At 52.3% G+C, this 24533-nt stretch carries 17 protein-coding genes; 5 read left to right on the top strand and 12 right to left on the bottom strand.

Annotated features, from left to right (window positions below):
* Positions 1 to 113: 113 nt before the first annotated feature.
* Positions 114 to 1169 (bottom strand): hypothetical protein, encoded by a 1056-nt coding sequence (locus BLT02_RS09830; protein ID WP_092994508.1) that lies wholly within the window; start codon positions 1167 to 1169, stop codon positions 114 to 116.
* Between the two features lie 644 nt (positions 1170 to 1813).
* Between BLT02_RS09830 and BLT02_RS09825 the strand changes: the two genes are divergently transcribed.
* The 5 genes from BLT02_RS09825 (at position 1814) to mnmA (ending at position 6677) form a co-directional block, all read left to right on the top strand.
* Positions 1814 to 3001, top strand: a complete 1188-nt coding sequence (locus BLT02_RS09825; RefSeq protein ID WP_347474935.1) for a Rossmann-like and DUF2520 domain-containing protein — start codon at positions 1814 to 1816, stop codon at positions 2999 to 3001.
* Positions 3001 to 3849 (top strand): 3-methyl-2-oxobutanoate hydroxymethyltransferase, encoded by an 849-nt coding sequence (panB, locus tag BLT02_RS09820; protein ID WP_092994502.1) that lies wholly within the window; start codon positions 3001 to 3003, stop codon positions 3847 to 3849. Before BLT02_RS09825 ends, panB begins: the two co-directional genes overlap by 1 nt.
* A 156-nt stretch (positions 3850 to 4005) precedes the next feature.
* On the top strand, positions 4006 to 4860 hold the full coding sequence (gene panC / locus BLT02_RS09815; protein ID WP_092994499.1) for a pantoate--beta-alanine ligase: 855 nt from the start codon (positions 4006 to 4008) through the stop codon (positions 4858 to 4860).
* Entirely contained in the window at positions 4861 to 5253 is a 393-nt protein-coding gene (gene panD / locus BLT02_RS09810) for an aspartate 1-decarboxylase (RefSeq protein WP_092994496.1), read from the top strand.
* Between the two features lie 218 nt (positions 5254 to 5471).
* On the top strand, positions 5472 to 6677 hold the full coding sequence (mnmA, locus tag BLT02_RS09805; protein ID WP_175453769.1) for a tRNA 2-thiouridine(34) synthase MnmA: 1206 nt from the start codon (positions 5472 to 5474) through the stop codon (positions 6675 to 6677).
* Between the two features lie 116 nt (positions 6678 to 6793).
* Here the strand turns inward: mnmA and BLT02_RS09800 are convergent, their stop codons facing one another.
* The 11 genes from BLT02_RS09800 to BLT02_RS09750 all read right to left on the bottom strand — a co-directional run bounded on the left by BLT02_RS09800 (position 6794) and on the right by BLT02_RS09750 (position 24253).
* Positions 6794 to 7429, bottom strand: coding sequence for an MBL fold metallo-hydrolase (locus BLT02_RS09800; RefSeq protein ID WP_092994490.1), 636 nt, complete (start codon positions 7427 to 7429; stop codon positions 6794 to 6796).
* A 13-nt stretch (positions 7430 to 7442) separates the two neighbouring features.
* Complete coding sequence (locus BLT02_RS09795; protein ID WP_242869761.1) at positions 7443 to 10082, bottom strand: homocysteine S-methyltransferase family protein; 2640 nt, start codon at positions 10080 to 10082, stop codon at positions 7443 to 7445.
* A 183-nt stretch (positions 10083 to 10265) separates the two neighbouring features.
* A complete protein-coding gene (locus BLT02_RS09790) occupies positions 10266 to 11060 on the bottom strand; it encodes a vitamin B12 dependent-methionine synthase activation domain-containing protein (RefSeq protein WP_175453768.1) in 795 nt (264 codons plus the stop codon).
* A 46-nt stretch (positions 11061 to 11106) separates the two neighbouring features.
* A complete protein-coding gene (gene metF, locus BLT02_RS09785) occupies positions 11107 to 11970 on the bottom strand; it encodes a methylenetetrahydrofolate reductase [NAD(P)H] (protein WP_092994481.1) in 864 nt (287 codons plus the stop codon).
* 289 nt (positions 11971 to 12259) lie between these two features.
* The gene (locus BLT02_RS09780) at positions 12260 to 14557 is read right to left on the bottom strand and encodes a hypothetical protein (RefSeq protein ID WP_092994478.1); all 2298 of its coding nucleotides are present in this window, start codon (positions 14555 to 14557) and stop codon (positions 12260 to 12262) included.
* Positions 14558 to 14666: 109 nt separating this feature from the next.
* Positions 14667 to 15635 (bottom strand): pseudouridine synthase, encoded by a 969-nt coding sequence (locus tag BLT02_RS09775; protein WP_347474933.1) that lies wholly within the window; start codon positions 15633 to 15635, stop codon positions 14667 to 14669.
* A 199-nt stretch (positions 15636 to 15834) separates the two neighbouring features.
* On the bottom strand, positions 15835 to 16524 hold the full coding sequence (locus tag BLT02_RS09770; RefSeq protein ID WP_092994475.1) for a response regulator transcription factor: 690 nt from the start codon (positions 16522 to 16524) through the stop codon (positions 15835 to 15837).
* A 211-nt stretch (positions 16525 to 16735) separates the two neighbouring features.
* Positions 16736 to 18253: a sensor histidine kinase gene (locus BLT02_RS09765; RefSeq protein WP_092994472.1), complete on the bottom strand. Its 1518-nt coding sequence runs from the start codon at positions 18251 to 18253 to the stop codon at positions 16736 to 16738.
* A gap of 84 nt (positions 18254 to 18337) precedes the next feature.
* On the bottom strand, positions 18338 to 19291 hold the full coding sequence (locus tag BLT02_RS09760) for a glycosyltransferase family 2 protein (RefSeq protein ID WP_092994469.1): 954 nt from the start codon (positions 19289 to 19291) through the stop codon (positions 18338 to 18340).
* A 56-nt stretch (positions 19292 to 19347) separates the two neighbouring features.
* Positions 19348 to 22425, bottom strand: coding sequence for a YfhO family protein (locus BLT02_RS09755; RefSeq protein ID WP_175453767.1), 3078 nt, complete (start codon positions 22423 to 22425; stop codon positions 19348 to 19350).
* Positions 22426 to 22648: 223 nt separating this feature from the next.
* Positions 22649 to 24253, bottom strand: a complete 1605-nt coding sequence (locus tag BLT02_RS09750) for an AAA family ATPase (protein ID WP_092994463.1) — start codon at positions 24251 to 24253, stop codon at positions 22649 to 22651.
* Positions 24254 to 24533: the final 280 nt, after the last annotated feature.

The raw sequence follows: 24533 nt of genomic DNA, 5'->3' as shown, positions 1-24533 counted from the left end.
GGTATTTCACCTCTGATAGAACTTAGAAACTATTATTTTGGACACAGGGAGTGCTTAGCTTAATGTCATTGGGACGGTCCTTTTGTTTCCGTCCCGCGTTACACCCCGTTACATCAACTTATCTTGAACTCTGTGTACAGGACCTCCCGATACTTCTGATCAGTCGCGGCCTTCTGGAGATCCTCCATGCGCCCAAGAGAAAGGAGTTTCTTCATCAAGGCAGCCATCCTGCCCTCACCTTCGGCTAGTCCCTCGGCTTTTCCCTCGGCTCTTTCCATTTCCAGAGCCTCCTTCATGGCCTCTGCCTGATCCGCAATAGTAAACATAATCGCAGCCGCCTCCTCTCTTGCAAGATAATCGTTCAGCACATTTTTATTCTTACAGATTCTGATTGTTTCTTGAACGATCTTCTCTCTATCCCCCGGATAGAGCTTCTGCTGTTCATCAAAAACCCTGCTGAAAGTGATGTACTGGTTCAGGATGTCGCCCTGTTCGCTCTCGCAGATCACTTTTGCAGTAATATCCACACAGCAGTCCTCTCCTCCGAAAAAGTTCTCCTTTAAAGAAATGGTATCCGGATTATCCTCCCGTTTTCCTGTGAAAACCAAATACAGTTCTGGTTTTGGAATATACACTTTTTTTTCACTATAAATCCTGAGCCCCTTTGTTTTGATATATCTGCGGTACGTCTCTCCCAGATACATCAGGAAACGGACAAGTATATTCTCTGACCAGGTGCTCTGGGCTTCCACAAGTACGAGCAGCCTGTTCCGAACAAGGAAGCCCAGATCATTGTAAATGTTCCTGGCTACTGTCCTGCTCAGGGTCACGATCGTCAAATCGTCCTCTGTTGTTTCCGTATCATCAGGATGCAGCACTTGATAGAGCTGCATCAGATACTCAGGCATCCCGAACAGATTACAGAAAACGGAATCCTTAATATTCCGGTTAATTTTATTATCTGTGGTTTCCAACGGCTTCTCCGCAGGAAACTTCTGCATTTTCTCCCCCGGAAGTTTCTGCGTCTTCTCCTCCGAAAGTTTCTGCATCTTCTCCTCCGGAAGTTTCTGCGTCTTCTCCTCCGGAAGCATCTGCAATTTCTGCCCTTCCTGCTTTTTCTTTACCCAGCTTTTTCTGTCCTGTTCCTGTTTCTTTTTTGCATTTGTCATGTTTATGCACCTCCCTGTTGAGCAAAAAAGGAGGGGCTTCGGCGCGCAGTTTTCACGCAGTGGAAGACCATTGATTTCTCTGTTTTAACCTGTTTTAGCGTTCAATAGTTCTCCCATCTGCCTGCAGTCTGCCGGAGCCCCATGGAATAATAAGACCCGGCAGTACTGCAAGACCAGCACCGCATCTATGACAAAGCACTTCGGAGAAGGCCCTATGACCCTTTCTCCGGAATACTCTGGGATACAAATATTTTAACAGCGCAAAGCAATAATTGCAATATGCCATGACTGAAAAGTTTGCAGTTTCATTATAATGCCATTTAAATGAATCTTAGAGAGTACTAACAATAATCCGAAATCCCCATTAACCAGGACCAGATTACCCCGGCAGACATTTCAACCTCCGGGGTAATGTTAGACCGTTCCCAACAATTCACAGAATCAACAAGGTAAAAACAGGGGAACAGATACAAAAGGACCGTCCCAATGACACCAATGTTAGACCGTTCCCAACAATTCACAGAATCAACAAGGTAAAAACAGGGGGACAGATACAAAAGAACCGTCCCAATGACACCACATTCATAACATGGGGACAGATACAAAAGAACCGTCCCTATGACACCTCCAAAAGAACCGTCCCTATGACATTTAATTATATTCTTCATCGCGTAATACCCATGTCTTCAGTCGGGGGATACGCGCGCAAAAGAGGCAACATGTACCTCAAAAAAGCCACTCTTTCTTTTTACCGTCGCTTTACCGTGGGTCAATGTGGTGCTATAATCCTGACGTTTGTACAGATATGTGCAAATATATTCAAAGATGGATGGTATTCATGTAATCATGAAACTGTACCAGATTGCTCTGCATTACCTCCACAGAAGGAGCAGTGTCACTGCGTCACACCCCCGCGTAATGAATATGGAACGGAATTTTATCAATCTGTATCCGACAGGAAGGAGTGTGATACAATGAAAATCGGCTTTATTGGAGCAGGCAAGGTCGGCTTCTCTCTCGGAAAGGTTTTTTCCGAAGGCGGACTTCAGGTGATCGGTTATTACAGCCGACACAAAGAATCAGCAGAAGCTGCAGCGAAGTTTACAGAAAGCAAGTGCTATGATGATCCCGGCAGGCTTGTCGCGGATTGTGACGCGGTCTTTCTAACTGTTCCCGATGGAGTGATCACAGAAATATTTGAAAAGTTGAAAGATTACGATCTTAAAGGCAGGCAGATCTGTCATTGCAGCGGTTCCATGACGGCGCAGAAAGCGTTTCCCGGAATCGGGCAGACAGGTGCTGAGGGCTATTCCATCCATCCTCTTTTCCCGGTCAGCGACCGTTATGCGTCGTACAGGGAATTGAAGGATGCTTTTTTTTGCATTGAAGGCTGTGAAGCGCATCTGAATGAATGGAAGGAGAGGCTTGAGGCTCTGGGGCCGCAGGTCCAGATCATTCCTTCCGGACGGAAGGTGCTCTATCATGCCGCGTGCGCGATCGCCAGCAACCTGGTCTGTGCACTGGTGCAGGAAAGTCTTGACCTGCTTGAGGACTGCGGTTTTTCCCGCGCATATGCCCTTGAGGCGATCACACCTCTTCTACGCAGCAACATGGAGCACATTATTTCGGAAGGTCCTGTGGGGGCACTCACCGGGCCTATGGAGAGAAATGATGTCGGCACCGTGCACAGCCACCTCGACGCGTTCCCGACAGTCGAGGACAGGGAGCTTTACCGCACGGTTTCGAAAAAGCTGCTTGCGGCAGCGCAGCAAAAGCATCCGGACACAGATTACACAGAGATGAAAAAGGTACTAGGAAAGGAGTCCGAGTGATGGGCAAAAACACAGTAATCACACTGAAGGCAATGAAGGAGAGGGGAGAAAAGATCTCCCAGGTCACCTGTTACGATTATTCCATGGCCCGCCTGGTGGAGGCGGCAGGCATAAACATGATCCTGGTCGGCGACAGCCTGGGAATGACCATGCAGGGTTATAAAGATACGCTGCCCGTAACGGTCGACGAGATGATCATCTACGGACGGAGCGTTGTGCGCGGATGCGAGAATACTCTGGTAGTTGTAGACATGCCTTTTATGAGTTATCAGATCTCCCCCGCCCAGGCCCTGGAAAACGCCGGCCGCATCATGAAAGAAACGGGCTGCGCCGCCATCAAGCTGGAGGGCGGCAAGACCGTCGCGCCCGCGATCAAGGCCATCACAGAGGCGGGCATACCGGTAGTAGGCCACGTCGGAATGACCCCTCAGTCCGCCAACGCTTTCGGCGGTTTCAAGGTACAGGGCAAGGGCGAGGAGAACGCCCGTCGCGTCCTCGAAGACGCCCTGGCTGTCCAGGAAGCCGGTGCCTTTGCAGTCACACTTGAGTGTGTTCCGCCCAGGCTTGCAGCCCTGATCACCAAAAAGCTCGACATCATCACGATCGGGATCGGTGCGGGCAGCTGCTGCGACGCGCAGGTCCTGGTCTGCCAGGATCTTCTGGGCATGTTCGGAAGCTTTGTTCCCAAGTTCGTCAAGCAGTATGCCAAAATCGGTGACCAGATCATCGATGCCTTCAAATCCTATGACAAAGAAGTCAAAGAGGGAGTCTTCCCGACGGAAGCCCAGTCCTTTGTCAAGAGCGACAGCTCTGAGGAATTCCTCGCGCAGCTTGGCAGAGCGTATTAAAGAGCTTGGCAGAGCGCATTAAAAATGCTGGGCAAAGCGTATTAAAGAGCCTGGCAGAGCCCATTAAAAATGCTGGACAGAACGTATTAAAAAGCTTAACAGAGCGCATTAAAGAGCCTGGCAGAGCACATTAAAACAGGAAGGAATAATACAAAAATGATCATCGCAGAAACGATCCGCGAAGTGCGGGAACAGGTGAGAGAGTGGAAAAAAGAGGGACTGACCGTGGGCCTGGTCCCGACCATGGGATTTTTACACGAGGGACATGCAAGCCTGGTGGACCGCGCTGTCTCCATGTGCGACAGGGTAGTCGTTTCGGATTTCGTCAACCCGACACAGTTCGGCCCGGGCGAAGACCTGGAGACCTACCCCAGGGATTTCGAACACGACTGCGCGCTCTTAAGGGAGCACGGATGCAGCATGGTCTTCCATCCTTCCGTCGCTGAAATGTATCCGGAAAACGCGGCGACCTTCGTGGAGATCCTCAACGATATGCCGAAACAGCTCTGCGGCAAGACCCGCCCCATCCACTTCCGCGGTGTCTGCACAGTTGTTTCCAAGCTCTTTAATATCGTCCTTCCCGACAAGGCATTTTTCGGCCAGAAAGACGCCCAGCAGCTCTCCATCATCCGCAAGATGGTCCGCGACATGTCCTACGGCATCGAGATCGTAGGCTGTCCCATTGTCCGCGAAGCGGACGGCCTGGCAAAGTCCTCCCGCAATACCTACCTCAATCCCGAAGAGCGCAAGGCTGCCCTGATCCTGTCGCGAGCCGTCAGACTGGGACAGAAGATGGCAGAGGACGGCGAAAAGGACGCAGGCGTTATCGTGAACGCCATGAAGGCTGAGATCGGGACAGAGCCCCTGGCTGTCATCGACTACGTGGACGCGGTTGATATGGATACACTTGAGAAGGTTGAAAAGATGCAGGGCACCGTCCTTGTCGCCATGGCTGTCTACATCGGAAAAACCCGCCTCATCGACAACTTCATCGTTAAGGAGCTGAAATAAATGGTACTGAATATGCTGAAAGGCAAGATCCATCGCGCAACTGTCATACAGGCCGCACTGGACTATGTGGGTTCCATCACCATCGACGAAGATCTGATGGATGCGGCAGGAATCCTGGAATATGAAAAAGTGGATATTGTCGACGTCGACAACGGAAGCCGCTTTTCGACATATGTCATAGCAGGAGAACGGGGATCGGGCATGATCTGCCTCAACGGCGCCGCCGCCCGCTGCGTCTGCGTGGGAGACAAGGTCATTATCATGTGCTATTGCCAGATCACACCTGAAGAAGCAAAAGAGCACCACCCCAACGTCGTCTTTGTCGATGACAACAACAAGCCCTTCCGCGTGACAACCTATGAAAAACACGGCCTTTTGAAGGACATGGATTAAATCTTAATATGACTGATCTCACGGAGACAGGGAACGATTCTCTGTCTCCTTTTCTCGAAAGACAGAGAACAGTCATCTTCTCCTGTTTCCTTTCCGATGGCCCTTTCCGAAATTCTTTCCGATGGCCCTTTCCGATGGCCTGGAGCACGCCATGGTGTTTTTCCAGTCCGCATATGCTATGATAGGGGTGTCATTATTATTTGGACAGGAGAATGCTGATGAAAAGAGTTCTGGTAGGAATGTCGGGCGGTGTGGACAGCGCCGCGGCAGCTTATCTGCTGCAAAAAGAAGGGTATGAAGTCTGCGGTGTGACGCTGAGGACCTGGGACGCGGGGGACGGCTCCGAAAGCCGCTGCTGTGAGATCGATGACGCACAGCGGGTAGCCCACAGGCTGGGGATCCGCCACTACGCACTGAACTGTGTGGCAGATTTTTCCGGGAAAGTTGTGGATCCTTTTGTGCGGAGCTATCTGGAAGGACAGACGCCCAATCCCTGCATTGAGTGCAACCGCTATGTGAAGTGGGAAAAGATGCTTTATGCGGCAAAGGTCATGGAGGCGGACTATGTTGCCACCGGCCACTATGCCCATGTCGTCCGTCTGGCAAACGGCCGTTACACTGTCAAAAAAGCCAGGCATGCCGCCAAGGATCAGACTTATATGCTCTATAAACTTTCCCAGGAGCAGCTGGCCGCCACCCTGATGCCCCTCGGAGACTACACCAAGGAGGAAGTCCGGAGGATCGCTCTGGAAGCGGGGCTGCCTGTGGCACAGAAGCCCGATTCCCAGGAAATCTGTTTCGTGACGGACGGCCACTATGCTGATTTTATCGAGCAGTATGCGGAAAAAAGGAACAGGGAAATAGTCTTTGATAACGTGAACAGCCGCCTGAATGAGGACAGCGGACGCAGCGCGGGCAGTAAAGAGATTGGAGACTCTGCGGGCAGTAAAGAGATTGGAGACTCTGCGGGCAGTGGAGCTGGCGGGTTAAAAGTCCCGGGGCCCGGCTGTTTTGTGGACGAAGAGGGGAACTATCTGGGCACGCACAAGGGCATCACGCACTACACGATCGGGCAGCGCAAGGGTCTCGGGATCGCTCTCGGACACCCCATCTATGTCAAGGAGATCAGGGCCGATTCCAACGAGGTCGTCCTGTCCGACGAGCCCGCCCTGTTCAGCCGAGAAGTCCTGTGCCGGGATGTCAATTTCCTCTCGATCCCCGGCATGGATCCGGGACAGCAGATCCCCGCAAAAGCAAAGATCCGCTACCATCACCAGGCAGCGGATGCTTTGCTCGAAATGCAGGCGGACGGCTGTGTCCGCATTTTGTTTGATGATCCGGTCCGCGCCGCGGCCCCCGGCCAGTCCGCTGTCTTTTATGACGCGGACGACTGTGTGATCGGCGGCGGGATCATTGTAAAGTAAAATCAGTTCTTCCGCATTGAACAGTGCCTGCTCCGAAACTCTCTGTCTCAGGATCGCAATTTACTGATCAGTGCGGAAGAACTGCTATTTGCAGCAATTCTGTAGTTATTTTGTCATTATTTGACAGGCGGTGTGAGGACAAAAGTGCCTTTTCCCTCGTCTTCGGGCAGGGAAAGGGTATTTTTTTCGAGGCGGACAACATCATCGCACATGGCGGTATATTTCTCCAGGGGAGCGATGACATCATAGCCGAAGCCTTTTCCGCGATAGTGCATGGGGACGAGCATGCGGGGAGAGAGCTCTTTAACCAGCGCATATACGTCCTCAGGCTCCAGAGTAAAGAATCCTCCGACCGGCATCAGCATGACATCAATGCCTTTCAACTGTTCTTTCTGGTCTGCGGTCGGCACGCAGCCGATATCGCCCATGTGGGCGATCCTGTACTGTCCGTCATCAAAGATGCGGATCGTGTTTTTCCCTCTCTTTGTTCCCTTTTCTTCATCATGGAAGGAGTGGATCTCCGTGATCCGGAAAGGATTCTTCGCTCCTCCGCTGTTTTTGCGAATTTTCACACACTGGGCTGCGTTGTGGTCCCCATGTCCGTGGCTGCACAGCACCTCATCCGCTGTGAGCTTCAGCGGACCGAAGCCGGGGACTGCACCATCCTCATAAGGATCCAGGACAATGGCATAGCCATTCTCTTCCAATGTAAAACAGCTGTGTCCGTTCCAGGTCAGTTTCAGTTTTCCCATTTCAGACTCCTTTCTAACCAAAGATTTTCTCCGCATAGTGGACGGTCGCCATGGCATCCGGCGCGTAGCAGTCCGCGCCGATGGCATCAGCGTACTCCTGCGTCATGACCGCGCCGCCGACCACTACCCTGGTATCCGGTTTCTTTTCGCGGAGCAGGCGGATGGTTTCTTCCATGCTGACCACTGTCGTTGTCATGAGGGCACTGAGGCCGACGAGGGCAATGTTCTCTTTCAGCGCGGTCTCCACGATGGTCTCGGGGGCGACGTCTTTGCCGAGGTCGAGGATGTCATAGCCGTAGTTTTCAAGCATGACTTTGACGATGTTTTTGCCGATGTCATGGATGTCCCCCTTGACGGTGGCGAGAATGATGCGGCCTCTGCTTTCTCCTTCTCCTCCCTGAATCGTTTCCTTGATCACCTCGAAGGCAGCCTTTGCCGCCTCGGCGCTCATCAGAAGCTGGGGAAGGAAGATGGTCCCTTTTTCAAAGCCCTTGCCGACGCGGTCGAGGGCAGGGATGAGTTCATTATTGATGATCTCCAATCCGGGGATTCCGCTGTCAAGGAGCCTGCGCACGGCATCCGCCGCGCTTTTTCCCATGCCGCGTTCTATGCATGGACCGAGGGACATGGCAGATCCGGATCCGGTTCCGGTTCCGCCGGCTCCGTTTTTGCCATCTGCGGCATCGATTCCGGTATTCCTGCCGCCTGCCGCGGAGTTCCCGTCGTTCCTGCCGTCTGCTGCGGGGGTGCCGTCGTTCCTTCCATCTGCCATGGAATTCCGGGCCGGCAGGCCGGCTGTCGTCACCTTTGTCCTCTGGGCGTTGGCATAAGCATTGATATATCCCATACACTGGGGATCCATGTCCGAGAGGGCGAGGAAGGCACGGTAGGCGCACATCATATCCTCATTTCCTGGATTCATGATGGCGCAGGAAAGGCCCATCTGCAGAGCCATGGTCAGGAAATGGGCATTGATGATGGCGCGCTGGGGCAGGCCGAAAGAAATGTTGGAGACGCCCAGGATCGTGTGCCCGTGCAGTTCGTCCCTGACGCGGCGGAGGGTCTCCAGGGTGACCAGAGCGCCCTTCGTATCAGAAGAAATTGTCATAGCCAGGCCGTCGATCACGACATCCTCGCGGGGTACACTATAGCGGTCGGCGGCTTCATAGATTTTTTTCGCGACCGCAATGCGGCCGTCCGCAGTCTCCGGAATCCCGCTCTCGTCCAGAACAAGGCCGACGACTACGCCTCCGTATTTTCTGACAAGGGGAAAAACAGCCTCGAGGCTTTCTTTTTTCCCATTCACCGAATTGACCATGGGCTTGCCGTTGTAGAGGCGCATCCCGCGCTCCAGCGCGGCGGGGTCGGAGGTGTCGATCTGCAGAGGCAGGGCCAGGATGCTCTGGAGCCTGGTGACTACGGTCTCCATCATCCGCGGTTCATCGATCTCGGGCAGGCCAACGTTGACGTCCAGGATATGGGCGCCGCTCTCCTCCTGATTCAGCCCTTCCGTCAGGATGTACTCAATGTTGTTTTCGCGAAGGGCCTCTTTGAATTTCTTTTTGCCGGTGGGGTTGATCCTCTCACCGATAATGACCGGTTTTTCCCCGATCTCCACTGCCTGTGAAAAAGAAGAGACCACTGTGCGGTGTTTCGGGGTGTTCGGAACAAAGGGGACGCCCTGCTCTCCCTGTACTTCCAGTGCCTCATGGCCTGCCGCAGGGGCAGTCCCCCTGACGCACTGCACGGTCCGCCGAATGTGTTCCGGCGTTGTTCCGCAGCAGCCGCCAATGGCCTGCACGCCCATGGCGGCGATTTTTTTCATCCATTGAGCAAAGGTCTCCGGATCCACGTCGTAGACCGTTTTTCCGTTTTCTGTACGCGGAAGACCTGCGTTGGGATTGACCAGGATGGGAACGGAAGCAGTCTCGGTCATCCGCTTTACGATCGGGATCATCTGCTCGGGTCCCATGCCGCAGTTGACGCCGAGACCGTCGACCCGCAGTCCCTCCAGCATCGCTACGGTGGAATCCACGGTGCCTCCGGTCAGGAGCTTCCCGGTGCTGTCGTAAACGTTGGTGATCAAGACCGGAAGGTCACAATTTTCCTTTGCCGCCAGTACTGCCGCCTTGGACTCATAGCTGTCGCTCATGGTCTCAATGAGGACTAGGTCTGCTCCGGCTGCCGCTCCAATGCGGACGACCTCGCCAAAGAGGTCTACAGCCTTTTCAAAGGGAAGGTCTCCGAGAGGCTCCAGCAGACGCCCCGTCGGACCGATGTCCAGCGCAATATAGGCATCCTCGCGGCCGGTGCGGCGGCGGGCTTCCTTTGCCAGGGCTACAGCGGCTTCCACGATCTGGCTGAGATCCTCCGGGTATTTCAGCGCATTCGCGCCGAAAGTGTTTGTGTTGAAAATATCACATCCGGCGTTCAGGTAGCCGCAGTGCAGATCGATGATATCCTCCGGGCGCGACAGGTTCCACTTTTCGGGCAGTTCCCCGCCTTTCAGTCCTTTTTCCTGCAGGATCGTACCTGTCCCGCCGTCAAAAAAGAGCCACTCCCTGCCGAGCCGTTCCAGCAGGGGCCGCCTGCCGGAAGGATCCGGCAGGATGGGTTCTTTTTTTTCTGTGCTCATAAGTGTTCTATCTGGCATTCGTAGTTCTCCATGCTCAGCAGCAGAGGCACTAAAAGGACTTATTAATTACTACGGCTGTAAAATATTATGATTTTGTCTGCCTGAATGCTGCCTGTTTTATTATTTCATTTATTGTTTCATTTATCTTTTCGTATATCTTTACTGTATTGAGTCAGTATCAGGCTGAATTGCTTCAGTACCCTATGGCTGCTGTTCCAAAGCCTTTATACGGGAAAAACTGCATTCTTCGGCTTTTGAACAGACCTCGCAGCCGTGGAGCGCACATTCTTTTTTTACAGGGGACAAGCCTATGACGGCTGTGACGGATTTTGACGGCATCATAAGCAGGCTCTGCGTCAGAGACACTCCGATTTCTTTCTGTATGCGCAGGATCTGCGCAAAGTCCTTCTGATATTCCAGGGAAAAATCTCCGTACCCCGGAGAAAATCGGGGTCTGCAGTAAAGCCCCTGGTCCTCCGCCTCTTTTATGATCTTCTGATTGACTTCATCACACCAGGCTTCGATCATGGCGGCGGCCGCCGCCTGCAGGATCACCGCCCGGCTCATCTTAGCCACGCTCGCCCTTGCGATCAGGCGGTCCGGACCAATCCCCAGAGTTGCAGCCATCAGATATGCACTCTTACAATCCCGCAGATTGCGGCACAGGCTCCTGCTCTGAATCTTCATACCGGCGATAGACAGAAGTTCTGTCCCCGGTTTTTCCTCCGAAAAAGGTCTGTCTATAAAAAGTTCCGTCCCCGGTTTTTCGTCCAAAAAAGGTTTTTCTATAAAAAGTTCGGCCCCCGGTTTTTCGTCCAAAAAAGGTCTTTCTATATTGTCCGTAAAAAATCTTTCTATAGGATACTGCCGATAGACGAATCTGGGTGTCACTGCCTCCCGAAGCTCCTCCAGGCACCTGTCCACTTCCCTGAGGACATTTTCATCCGGGACTCGGCCCTGATAACCCAGATAGCGGTAAATCTCTCTTTTGTCCACATTCATTATTTCCTGGTCTGTTTCGTAGTGAAACCGGGCTTTTATCTCAGCCCCACAGCGCTGAGAGGCTGCTCTGGATGCCCGCCGCGATCTCGGGCTTGTTCATGGTGTAAACGTGGATATGGCTGACATCGTTGGCGATCAGGTCGACGATCTGCTCCGCGGCATAGACGATTCCGGCCTGTTTCATTTTCTGAGGATCGTCACCGAAGCGATCCACCATTGCGCGGAAGCGGTGGGGAATGGTCGCTCCAGAAAGGGCGACGGTCCGCTTGACCTGAGCTTTCGTCGTGATGGGCATGATCCCGGCGACGACGGGAACTTCGATTCCGATTTCCCGGATCCTGTAAAGGAAGCTGTACATGGTGGAATTGTCAAAAAACATCTGGGTCGTAAGGAAGTCACAGCCCGCATCCACTTTTTCCTTCAGATGACGGATATCTTCGGCCTGGCTCGCGCTTTCCACGTGCCCCTCGGGGTAGCATGCGCCGCCGATGCAGAAGTCCCCGTCGTGGGATTTGATGTCATAGATCAGTTCGGACGCATAGTTGTAGTCAAAAACGGAGCGTCCCTCAGCGGGAATATCGCCGCGCAGGGCCATGATATTCCTGATTCCATGCTCCTTGTAGGTATCGATCATCTTTCTGACAGTTTCCTTCGTCGAAGAGACGCAGGTCAGGTGCGCCAGCACATTCGTCCCGTATTTCTTCTCCAGATCCGCGGCGATCCTGGTGGTGTGTTTACTGGTACCCCCGCCGGCTCCATATGTCACGCTCATAAAATCAGGGCGAAGAGCAGCGATGATCTCCGTCGCTTTCTCCACGGACAAAAGCGCCTCCTCGGTTTTGGGAGGAAATACTTCAAACGACAATGTGACTTTTTTCTGATTCAGAATATCGATGATTTTCATCTTCGTACCAGAGCCTCCTTTTCATTGACTCGTTAAAACTATTTACCCATTCAAGTTTTTTGACCCGTTTAAGCTTTATTGACTCGATTAAGCTCTATTAATTCGTTTATTGGCTCGTTTAAGCTTTATTGATTTGTTTAAGCTCTATTGCTTCGTTTATTGGCTCGTTTAAGCTTTATTGACCAGTTTAAAATGACTCGCTTCACAGCAGTACAGGCAGGGAGCAGACTGGTCCGCTTTATGCGGATTAAGAAAAGACAAAGAGCCGTCCCCGTTTAAAATCTGTTACTTATTTCAGTTTTTCCAGCATTTCCTCTGCGGTGAGGATGTTTTCGCCCTCTCCGCAGGTCTTTGCTCTGGACAAGTCAAATACGAACATGATGCCGTCACTGTAACCGCTGCGTGAGACTTCTCCTCCGTCCCAGAAATAATTGTAGATTTCCTTTCCCTTCTCATCATACCGTACCCGAGCGAATTCTTTGTTTCCATAGTATCCCTGCACGGACAGGCCCAGCTGGCCTCCGGTAATGCTGTAAAAAGAGTCAAAGTGCAGGTTTTCCATGCCCGAGGCGCTGTAGAGCAGGTTTTCGTATTCGAGATAGCGGAAGGAACGGCGGTTGAGCCAGGTCTCCTGAAGGGATCCGTTTTTGTAAACCACTACGGTCGCTCCCTTGGCGGAAGTCGCGCCGGCCTGTACGAGTTCGGGCACCCGGTCGTCGTTGAGATAGATCAGGGCAAAACCGTCGTATTCGTTTTTGTCCGTATGCCGGATGCGGTCTGCAAAAGCCTCTTTCCATGAGTTATATTTTTTTGTACTGCCGTCGGACTCGCCGGTGAGATATTGAGTGATGTCCGTAATGTCCAGGGTATGGACGTTTTTATTCACTTCCTCTGTCTTTTTGAGATTGAGGACAGGAAAACCTTCTTTCTGCCCGGTATAGACTCTTGCCTCCCGGATCCCGTTCGTTCTCCTGCTGTCGCTGCCGGTTCTGGTATATCTGCAGACCGTCAGGATGTCCTGGCACCCGTCGCCGTTGTAATCTGTGAAATCCACGGCATCGACGCCTTCAAAAGTCAGGTCTGTCCGGATGTTTCCTTCTTCCATGGGGTCAAGCAGGGCCAACAGGGCATGCCGGCGGACCAGACCAAAAGAGACGTCCGCATTTCCTGATACGGATGTGTCCGGAAAGAAGGGAGCGAAAAGGACTTCTCCCTCATCATCAAGCTCTGCCAAGTAAGACTGGGCCTCGATGAGGTCCTTCTGCACCCAGAGGATGTTGGAACAAAACTGCCAGCCATCTGTGGTTTTTTTGAGCCGTGCTTCATAAAAGGGTCTGTAAAAAGCGGTCGTTTTTTCCTCGTCGATGTCCGCTTCCGCAATAGTGTCCGCTGTACCGGCAATTTCTGCGGCCATATTCGCATCCGTTGCTGTTTCTGCAGTGCCGGCAATTTCTGCGGCCATATTCGCATCCGCTGCTGTTTCTGCGGTGCCGGCAATTTCTGCGGCCATACTCGCATCCGCTGACGTTTGCGCGGTGCCGGCAATTTCTGCGGCCATGTCCGCATCCGCTGTCGTTTGTGCGGTGCCGGCATAAGCAGCGGTTGTTTCTGATGTTCCGGAAAATTCAGCTTCTGAGGATTTTTCAGTCTTTGAGGGCTTATCAGTTCCTGCGGTTTTTTCAGTCCCTGTGGTTTTTTCAGCCCTTCCGGATTTTTCAGGTCCTGAGGATTCTTTCGGGTCTTCCGGCAAGGGATGGATGACCGGTTTCCCAAGCTGGTAATGTACGATGACCTGATCTCCCTGCTCCCAGGCGTCGGTGCACAGGATCTGTTTGCGGTTTGTTTCCGCGTTCAAAGTATACCAGCTGTTATATCTGCCGATGTGAGCCCATTCCTCCAGGTCTCCGAGAGGATGCAGAAACTCCTCATGAGACAGGCCTGTCTTCTGTTTTAAAAGAGCTTCGACATCTTCCTCTCTCACCTTGTTGACAGGCATCGTGATCTCTTTTACCGGCATGCGCTCCACCAGGAGCTTTCTTTCTTTTTCAGTAATTCCTTTCTGCTCGAATCCTGCGCCGGCATAAAAGACCTGGTTCAGGTCGATCTCCTGAGGCTGTTCATAGGAGGAGAGCAGGAAGCCGTAGCTGCTTTCCTCATTGAGGTAAGCCTCCAGCTCTGCCAGCTTTCCACTGTCCATCTTCGAGACCGTACCCCGGATTCCCGCAGACAAAGCACTGTCTGATCCCTGGCCGGAGACACCGTTCTGTGCTGCATCCGGCATTTCCCCCGCCGCTCCCACAGAAGCTGCTGTATTTCCGCCTGCTGACCCGGCTGTGTTCCCTGCTTCCACTCCGGGCTGCACAGAACTCTGGGAGCTTTGCGCTTCCGGCTTTGAAGATTCCTCTAAAGGCTGTCCTTCTCCAAACAGGGCGCCCGCGCTCTCCCCGGGCCCGGGTTCCGGACCGCATGAGCCAAGAAAACACGCAGCTGTCAGGACAGCAGCAAAAACGCAAATCGATTTTTTCCATCCGGACAGAATTGACTTGGCTTTATCCTGCCCGGTCCCTTTCTTATTTTCTTTTTTCATCTTTCCTGTTTTCGTTTTTTATCGATCATAGACCGCATTCACACGTTTCACGATTATCCCAGCCGTTCCCCTGTCAAAATCCCTCTCAGGCAGATGATCTGCCTCTCCGTCATGTTTCCCTGAGAAGCCGGATCTCTTCCTGTGTCAGTTCCCTGAATTCGCCTGGAGACAGTGCCTCATCCAGCAGCAGCGGTCCCATAGAAAGGCGTCGGAGATACAGGACTTCCTTCCCGACGGCGGCGAACATGCGCTTGATCTGGTGAAATTTTCCCTCCCGGATCGTGACGAGGACCGGGGAAAAAGAAGTGGTTCCCGGCGGGATCAGCTGCTGCGGGTCCTCCGGGATGAGGCCCGAGAGCTGCTCTGTTTCCCGGGCTGCTTCCGCCGCTGAGAGAAGGCGGGCGGGCATAGCTGTCAGCGATTCATCCACACAGAGCCCCTCTGCAAAACGGCGCCTGTCCTCCTCTGTCACCTGTCCGGTCACTACTGCGTAATAGACTTTATCCACATGCCGGCCGGGAGACAGGAGGCGGTGGGCCAGCTGTCCGTCATCGGTGATGAGGAGCAGACCCTCGGTATCCCTGTCGAGCCGTCCGACCGGGAAAAGGTCCCGGCGCAGAACGGGCTGAACAGCCCTGGAAGACTGAGCGGGCTGTCTCTCTGACGGACTTCCTGAAGATTCCGGCGTGCGCAGAAGGTCCAGGACAGTGGCTGTCCGGCTGTCCTCTGTCGCGGTGATCACTCCCGCAGGCTTATAGAGCATATAGTAGACAAACTCCGCGCGGGCGATTACATTATCGTCAAACCGTACCTCGTCATCAGAGGAAATCTGCCGTCCGGGATCTTTTTCAATTGTTCCGTTCACAGCAGCTCTGCCGCTGCGTATAGCTTTTTTGATCTCGCTTCGTGTCCCGAACCCCTCCTGCGCAAGGAGGCGGTCCAGGCGCATCACGCGAGTTTCCGTACTTTTTTGCCCGATATTTTCCCTGATATTTTCTCCGATATTTTTTCCGGTTTTTTCTCCAATATTTTTCCCGGTATTATCTTCGATATTTTTATTCCTGCTTTTCTTTTTCATCGATGCAGCTGTTTTTTTTGTATTTATGTCTGCCATGCAGAGGATACTTTATAATGTTTTTCCGGCATGCAGATAATTATCCATATAGTTTTTTCTGTTATACAGCGTTATACAGATGGCAGTCTACACGGTTTTCCGGCATGCAGATGATTATCTATATGTTTTTTTCTGTTATGCAGATGCTGATCTTTATGGCTGCTTATGCCCTGAATCTGTAGCCCACGCCCCAGATTGTCTCGATGTACTGAGGATGGGAGGTATCAAATTCAATCTTTTCACGGATCTTTTTGATATGGACGGTTACGGTCGCGATGTCGCCGACGCTGTCCATATTCCAGATCCGGCGGAAGAGCTCATCCTTGCTGTAGACGTGGTTGGGATTCTCCGCGAGGAAGGTGAGAAGGTCAAATTCCTTAGTCGTAAAGTTCTTTTCTGTCCCGTCGACAAAGACGCGGCGGGCGGTTTTGTCGATCTTGAGTCCGCGGATCTCGACCACGTCGTTGGACTTCTGTCCTGCTCCAACCAGGCGCTGGTAACGGGCCATATGCGCCTTGACGCGGGCCACGAGTTCGCTGGGGCTGAAGGGCTTCGTCATATAGTCGTCGGCGCCGAGTCCCAGTCCCCGGATCTTGTCGATGTCATCTTTTTTGGCGGACACCATGAGGATCGGGACGTCCTTTTTTTCACGAATCTTGCGGCAGACGTCAAACCCGTCGATCCCGGGAAGCATGAGGTCCAGTACGATCAGGTCAAAATCCTTGTGAAGAGCTGCCATAAGGCCCTTGTCGCCCCGGGTCTCAATCTCCACCTCAAATCCGCTCAGTTCCAGATAATCCTTTTCCAGATCCGCGATTGCTTCTTCGTCTTCAATGATCAGTATTTTGCTCATATTTTTACTCCTTTTTTCCTGCCTCTTATCTTCTCTGCCTTTCTCTTCACAGTCTCTATTCTTCGTCTCTATTCTTCCCCGCTGTCCGGGAAGGACAGGGATCCATGAACTTCAATCCTTCAGAACTCCATGTCCGGTCGTCCTTCAGGAATCCTTTCAGAACTCCATGTCCAGTCGTCCTTCAGGAATCCTTTTTGTCCTGCTATACTCATTAAATGTCATCCTCCATGGATTCCTCTGTCTCCGAGGATACCACGGAGTCTCCGGAATCCGACTCATTGGGAATGTATTTGCGGATGACAAAATGCATGCAGGTTCCTTCTTTCTCCACGCTGGTCGCCCAGATATATCCGCCGTGGTCCTCGATGATCTTGCGGACGATGGAGAGGCCGATCCCGCTCCCTCCACGGGAGGAATTGCGGGAGGAATCGGTGCGGTAAAAGCGGTCGAAGATTTTGGGCAGGTCTCGGGCGGCAATGCCCTGTCCGTTGTCCTCGATCTCGATGCGGATGCTGTCGTGCTCATCGAGGATGCGGAAATCGATCCGGCCCTTCTCTTTATCCATATATTTTACACTATTTCCCACAATATTGTTAATGACACGTTTCATCTGCTCGGGATCCGCGACGATCATGGTCTGCGGCGAGACAAGATTCGTGTAATTGAGCTCGAAGCCGCGGGATTCCATGTCCATGCCGATCTCCTCGACACAGTCGCCGAAATAATCTCCGACATTGATCCTGTGGAAATTGTAGGGGATGCGGTCGCTCTCAAAGCGGGAGTAGAGGGTCAGCTCATCGATCAGGCGGTCCATGTCGTTGGCCTTGTTGTAGATCGTGAGTATATACTTTTTCTGCTTCTCCGGTGTGTTGGCGACCCCGTCGATAAGGCCTTCGACATAACCCTTGATCGATGTGATCGGGGTCTTGAGGTCATGGGAAATATTGCTGATCAGCTCCCGGTTCTGCTTCTCCCTCTCCAGCTTCTCGTCCGCGGACTCCTTGAGCCGCAGGCGCATGTCCTCATAATTGCGGTAGAGCTCGCCGATCTCGCCCTCTTCGCCCGTCGACAGGGTGTAGGTAAAATTGCCGTCGCGGATATTGTTCATCGCGATATTGATCGCGCTGATCGGTGTAAAAATACTGCTCTCCAGCCATCGGGTGAGCAGAAAGGCTGTGAAAACCAGGATCGTGAGCATCGAGACGACGAGACCGCTCAGAAATTTTCCTGAGATCAGTCCCATGATCCTGGTGACGACAAACAGGCTTCCCTCCGCTCCGTCAGGAAAGAAAAAATCCACCTGCCTGACCATCAGGCTCCGTCTGCCCACATGGAGAAAGGCGCCTCCGCGGCGCTCGTTCATCCTCGCTTCATCAAAGGGAGGGAGCACATCCAGGTCTGCGGCCGCCATCTGTTCGTCACTGGCAAAATACAGATCTGTGTTGCGCCGCACAACGAGGTAGAGGTTCCTGTCGCGGATCTCCGAGGCAAGCTTCCCCAGATATTCCACATCCTGCAGATACTTCCTGTCTGCCCAGGCCTCCTGATACAGCTCCTCCGCCTTGTACTCATAGTCGTCAAAGCCGCCCACTATGGAAGTATACCCCTGCAGTTCGCCTCCCTCGCCGATCAGATAATTGCCCAGCGCTAAAAAGGTGACTGCAAACAACAGAAGCGGCACCACGATGACCGTGGAAAATGCCACCAGCAGTCTTTTTCGGAATGTCATGCCTGCAAGCTGTCCTCCCCTGTTAATGCGGTTTTGCTGCCGCGTTTCATTTTCATTTACTACGGATCACCCTACTACTACGGATCACCCTACCTTTTTTACATCCTCCCGGCTGCTCTCGCTGATGATATAGTGGGGTCTTTTTTTGACCTCCAGGTACACAGTCGCGAGATATTTGCCTATGATGCCCAGGCAGAGCAGCTGGATGCCTCCGATAAAAGTGATGATACAGGCTGTCGAAGCCCAGCCCGCGACCGGATCTCCAAAAAGGAGTTTGCGGATCACGATAAAGGCGATCGCCAGAAAGGAGACCATGGTCATCAGGATCCCGAACCAGGAAGCGATGTCCAGAGGTACATGGGAAAAATTGACGATGCCGTCGATCGCGTATCCGAACAGGCCCCAGAAATTCCATTTGGTCTTGCCCGCGACCCTCTCCACATTTTCATAGGGCATCCAGTAGGTGCGGAAGCCGATCCAGCCAAAGATTCCTTTTGAAAAACGGTTGGATTCACCCATCGCCAGGATCGCGTCCACCATCTCCCTTTTCATCAGGCGGAAATCCCTGGCGCCGTCCACGATATCAGCCTCTGAAATGCTGTTGATCAGGCTGTAAAAACGCCGGGCAAACCAGCTCCGGACGGGAGGTTCTCCCGCCCTGCTCACGCGTCTGGCAGCCACACTGTCATATTCGCCTGATTCGAGGATCTCAAGCATTTCGGGCAGCAGGTCGGGCGGATCCTGCAGGTCCGCATCCATGACCGCCGCGTACTTCCCGCGGGCATGGCAGAAGCCGGCATACATAGCCGCTTCCTTGCCGAAATTCCTCGAGAAGCTGAAATAGCTGACCTCCGGGTCCTGATGAGCCAGTTCCCGCATGACCTCCAGCGTTCTGTCCTTTGATCCATCGTTCACGAGCAGAATCTCAAAACTGTAATCCGGGAGCTTTGCCTCCGTTTTTTTGACCGCCTCGTGAAAGAGCCGCAGAGACTCTTCCTCATTGTAACAGGGCACGATAATACTGATCAGATCCTTCATGTTTTCCCCATCTGAGACTTTTATTTGTTCGGAATTATAAGCTTCTGCTGCAATTGTCAGCAGCTTTTCTTTTGCGGATCGCCTCTTCCTTTGGACCGCCGGCACAAAACCGCGAAAAAGATCACAAACGCGATGACGGAAACTGCTGCGCCCGCCGCAAGGCCCGGTGTCCGGTAACGGAGCTCGATTTCGTGGGTCCCCGCCTCCAGAAGGAGAGCGGAAAACATCGTATCCGCCTGGAAAAGTTCTGTTTCCTGGCCGTCCACAAAGGCCCGCATCCCTCTGCAGCGCGGGATCTGCAGGCACAGGAGCCGTCTCTCCGGCAGGGTCACCTTTCCTGTGATCCTGTCGGTCGCACCGCTCCCCGGCAGTTCATGCAGGTCTGTTTCCTCCATCACATATTCCCGCAGGGCTTCCGCCTGAGCGGGATAAGCTTCCATGGGCTGGCAGACCACCTGAAGGCTCCGGAAGGAATAGATTCCCGGTCTGGAAAACTTCAGGCGGATCTTGGACAGAGGCTGGTCGGAATAACCGCAGCTGCTCAGGAAATCCGTCCTCCCCGTCTTCCAGGGATTGTCCGGAAGAGTATAAGCCACTTTCTTTGTGGAGACAGTGTGGCCGTCCCGTTTTGCCGTCACCTTGATCTCCACCGGGTCTGTATTGGTCCAGCGGAGCTGCTCTTCTGCAGAGACATCCGGAAGCGCCGCGTAGTCCATACCGGTAAACAGAACTCCTGTCTCACAGCCTCCCGTCTCCTCCGTATTTTCCAGGAAAACCGCTTTCTCTGTGTCGCGGACCTCGAAGCAGACGCCCGCTTCGTCATTCTGCAGGATCTCGATCCCCTCTTCAGCGCGGGCTCTGTTCGGGAGAGTCCTTCCGGTAAAGGAAAGCGCGTCTCCCTTGAGTTCCTTCAGGGCTGAAAGGGTATTCTCTTTGCCCCCCTCTTCTTCCAGCAGGATCCCCTGCATCAGGGCTTCCTGCCTCTGCGGGATCGTCAGGCTGTCATAGGTCTCCCTGGAAAGATATTTCGCACAGGTAAAGCCCAGAGGCAGCGTGTACTGATTTTCATATATGGAAAAAGCGAACACCGGAAGCGGGTCGTCCTTTTTTTCCTCAAAAAGCTCCCTGTTGTCGTAGTGGAGCCCTTCCACTTTCTCATATCCAAAAGGCAGGAGAGAGCCGTCGCTGCGGATCTGATATCTGACACCTGCGATCTCGTCTGTCATCGTCCGGTTGTCGAGGTTGTCGTACAGATGGACCATGCCGTTGCTCTGTCCTGTCTCTGTAAAAAACTGCTCGATCGCTCCGTCTGACAGGCTCCAGTAATACTGGGTGTTGGACACATCATGGAGCAGGGAAAAATTGTTGGCCAGATTCCTTCCGGAATATCTGTAAAACCGGTCATTTCCGATCAGAGTCTTCATTCCCGCCGCATCGGAGGCCTGCATAGCTTCAATATACTGCCTGGAATGATATTCCTCAAGACTGCTGTTCATCCGGCCCGGAATGAAGTCCACATAGGCGTGCAGAGCTGTAGTCCCGATGACTGCTGCCAAAAGGACAGCGCTCAGCGCCGGAGACACAGAGGTCATCCGGTAGGGGGTCCGGTAAGAATCCCGGTAAGAGTCTGCTGATCTGTCAGATAGTCTGCCTGATAATCTGTCCGATAATCTGCCGTCTTCCGCATTTCCCTGAGCTGCACTTCCCTGAGCCGGGCACACCTGCGCCGGGCTTTCCTGACCTGTTCTTTCCGCGAGCGGACAGGAAGCGGCTGACGGACAGCCTGCTGCCGGGCAGGAGGAGATCGGACTGCCCTCCGCTGCAGGGGATGCCTCAGATTCTGCGGCTGCGCAATCTGCCTCAGGCTTTGCCGCTGTGAGAACTGCTCCATTCCCATTCCCACGGATTGCCGCGCGCAGAAACACTGACGCGAGGACTGCGACTGCCGCCAGCGCCATCTCCGGGTAAGTACTCCTGTGGGCATGAGCCAGGTAGCAGACCACTGCATAAAGGTTGATACATACAAGCAGCAGCACTGCCTTTTTCCAGGAGATCCTCGCAAGCGAGGGGATCATGACCGCCGTGATATATCCCGCCAGCAGGGCAAAAGCCCAAGTCCACCGGTTCGAAGGGTAGGAAAAGCCGTTCAGGGCCGCTCCTGCGGAAGGGAGTACTGTCAACAGGAGCATTCCGGCAAAGGCAAGTCTTAAATCAAGGAGTTTCTTTTCCCTGTCTGCATCCAGAATCAGCAGGAGGACGCAGACTAATCCGATCCCCCCGAATCCCAGGCAGGTCCAGTATTCCAGTGTGGCATCTGTTCCGAAAGCGACAAAGGCTTCCGGCAGTTTTGTATAGTAAGACAGGCTATAGAGTTTTCCATACACTGTCTCTCCGGCCGCCCTGGGATCTCCGACAAAGCGGATCAGAATCGGCAGCAAAAAGCACGCTCCCATAGCACTGCCGAGGACACCGCGCGCCAAAAACTTACCTGCCAGGAGAAGGAGTACCTTCACCCCCTTTGTATACCGGAGAAAAATCCGGCAGGCGCGCCAGACAACATAAACCACAGTCATCAGCACCAGCATGTAGAAAAAATAGAAGTTGCTGATGCAGGACAGGAAAACAGCGATGGTAAAAAGTCTCCCTTTCGAACCCCGCAGGATTCTTTCCGCCCCGGTCAGAAGGAGAGGGAACCAAATCATGGCGTTCAGGAAATAAGGATGACGCATGCCAAAGAGGGCAAAGGTACTGAAGACATAGACCAGAGCCCCGCAGAGGTTCCCGGTCAGGTCTCTGCGCCCCATGGTGCGGCAGTATCCGTCAAAACTTAAGCCTGCGAGATACATGCGCAGCACGATCATGGTATCATGAAACTCCAGCATATACCGCTGCGGCACGAAGACTGCCGGCAGGCTGAAGGGATCTCCGATCACATAATACTGAAGGGTCGTAAACAGATCCGAGCCGAATCCCATATGCATATTGAAGGTCGGAAAAGCAGGGCGCCCCGAAAGAAGGCTGCCAAGAACAGCCTTTCCCCATCTCGCGTAATAACACAGGGCCAGATAATGCTGCGAAAGCCCGTCGCCCTTCCAGACCATCTGCTTTCCCGCTGCAGAGAAATACCAGAGCATAACTCCTGCAGAAACGGAAAACAGAATAGTATAAAGAAGCAGAAATACTTCTTTCTGTCTTTTTTCCTTTTTAAATATCATATTTAAATATCATGTTTGAATTTCAATTAAAGTGAATATATTTCTCTCAAACCACTGTCCAGGCATGCATAGTTCAAATTCTGATTTCGCTGAATTTGATCCTGCTCTCTTTTTTACTTTTTAAACCATCTGGAACCTGGATTCATAGTCTGCTTCTGGCAGATTCAATCCTGCACTCATGAACCTTGGTCTTCTCATCGTAATTAATCCCCACCAGAATCACTTCTCCGCCGTAATTCTTCAGGATATTCTGATAGCCGTTCTCTTTAATCTGCCGGATTGCCCCTTCCGGGCTCTTGTTCCATTTTAACTCAACGATCAGTGCAGGAAGGGGAGATCTTCTTTTCGGGATGAAAACCACGTCGGCCATACCGTGCCCGGAAGGAAGTTCTTCTACTTTGGCATACTGGTCGATACAGGAAAGGTAAGCCAGCTTGACTACGTATAGGAGACTCTGCTCATTATTGTAAAATGTCGGGGCATATTCGGAATCATGTACTTCCTGTATCGCTTTTGCAACAGCTGCCGTATTTCCGGCAATAGTATCGGCAAGAAGCTGATCCGATTTTTGAACAAGAGCAAGCAGGCTGCGATGCTTTGCTTTACGGAGAATCTGACGGAACTCCGTGCGGATTTCTTCATTCGGAATGTGGGCAAGACCGGTCAGTTCTTCGTCCTGTTCTGCGCTGTAGGAATCCGACACCTCCTCGTAAGTGAGGTAACCCAGATGAATGAGCAGCGTAAGGACATCGTCTTTATCGGCAAACGTCTCAACATCGTTCTGGAAGAAATCAGTGTTCACAGTGACGCTCTCACCTGCGATCAGACGGGCAATATCCTCCTGAAGACCATCAATGTCCATATCGATATAGGTCATCAATGTTTCTGCCGCGGAAGTCTTTTTCCAATAAGATCTGTATTTCCCGGAGTCAACAGCCTGCATCACAGAATAGGGGTTATATACAGAGTGCTGTAATCCCACGGTGTAACCATCGTACCATTTTTTGATGCTCTGAAAATTCCCCCTTTTTTTCTCACACAGAGTACGAACTTCATCCTCGGTAAATCCGACATAATCGGCATAACAACGGGGATCGAGCATGGAGTATTCCTCAAAATCTGATATTGCCGACTGCGACCCGTCCTTTTTTATGGGGAGGATACCTGTCATATAAGCAGCAGCAAAGATTCGGGAAGTTGTCCCGCTGCCTTTAAACAGCATTCTGAGGAATTTCAGATATTCAATCTCGATTTCCGGTGTTTCCCTGATCGGTGCGTCCCATTCATCAATGATCATGATAAACGGACTGCCGGTGTGTTCCACTGTATGGATCAGCACTTCATCAAAGGATCCGTCAACCTCTACTCCGTCATAGTCTTTTTGGATGTCTGTCAGGACTTTCTGCTCGATATAGGGAACCAGTTCTTCCGGCTTTACTTTTCCAAGGAGGTTTGTCATGTCCAGATATATGACATCATACTTATTCAAATAATCGCCATAATCTGGTTTCTCTGCAATTTCCAGATTCGCGAACAAATCCCGCGAATCGCAGCTTCTATCATAATAGGCACACAGCATCTGCGCCGCGTAGGATTTCCCGAAACGGCGGGGCCTGCTGATACAAATCAGATTCTTCGTAGTACCGATTGCAGAGTTAATCAGACTGATCAGCCCGGTTTTATCAACATATTCCCCATTAACGATTCTTTTGAATCCTTTATTTCCAGGATTCAAATATGTGCCCATGTTTCAGTCCTCCTCTAAAGGTCACTTCGTGACAGGCTCCAACTTTATCGTCACCTCTTTTCTAGTCACAGTATCTAGTTTTAATGGAAAATCCTGGTACCTGCAACCTAGCGTTTCGGGATATTTTTAGTTCATCTCTTCACCCTTCGCCTTTTCTTCATTACATGTACCCCATGGGGTGACCAGTATTCAGAATTACATCGCTCTCAAACATAAAGAAAAGGAGGGAAAGATCATGGGAAGCTTGACCACCATTCAGAATTACATCACTCTCAAACAT

This window comes from Sarcina sp. DSM 11001 (assembly GCF_900101015.1).
Classification (GTDB): Bacteria; Bacillota; Clostridia; order Lachnospirales; family Lachnospiraceae; genus CAG-791.
This window is presented reverse-complemented; position numbering and strand designations above follow the sequence as displayed.